Source organism: Staphylococcus sp. EG-SA-2 (assembly GCF_017152085.1).
This window is the reverse complement of sequence record NZ_JACYHC010001288.1, coordinates 1-609: the sequence shown is the minus strand read 5'-3', so window position 1 is coordinate 609 and position 609 is coordinate 1. Positions and strand designations below refer to the sequence as shown.

Annotated in this window: 1 protein-coding gene; it reads left to right on the top strand. The window is 31.7% G+C overall.

Annotated elements, in window-relative coordinates; genetic code table 11:
- Window positions 1-61: 61 nt before the first annotated feature.
- On the top strand, window positions 62-609 hold a 548-nt coding region (locus IDG60_RS20790; protein WP_206161136.1), incomplete at its 3' end, for an MMPL family transporter.

Here is a 609-nt window from a genome sequence, read left to right as displayed (position 1 = left end):
AACAATAATCTACACTGTATATTTAAACTATAACGTTGATTTTAAAAGGAGGCAATATACTTTGGCAAAATTTTTATATAAGATGGGGACATTCATCGCAAAACATAAATGGTCCGCGGTCATTGCATGGATAGTGATTGTAGCTGCAATATTGATACCACTTGCTACAAATGCACCGAAATTTGACAATGATATTAAAATGACAGGATTAGAGTCGTTAGATACGAATAAAAAGATTGAAAAACATTTTAATCAAGATAGTGAAAAGGCACAAATACGTGTTGTCTTTAAGACGACTAAAGATGATGGTATTGTGCAACCGAACATTACAGAAGACATTAAGAAAACATTAGAGGATATAAAAAAAGATGACAAGCACATTGATAAAATATCAGATCCATATGAAAATAAGCAAATTAGTAAAGATAAAACAACTGCATTTGCAGATATCACATATGACGTTAGTCAAACATCTTTAAAAGATGGCTCTAGAGATAATGTTAAAAGTCATTTGAAAGACTTACGTGACAATCATAATGTACAAACAGAGTTAACTGGTACAGGAATGACATCTACAGAAGTAGGCGGTAATTCTGAACTAGTTGGTAT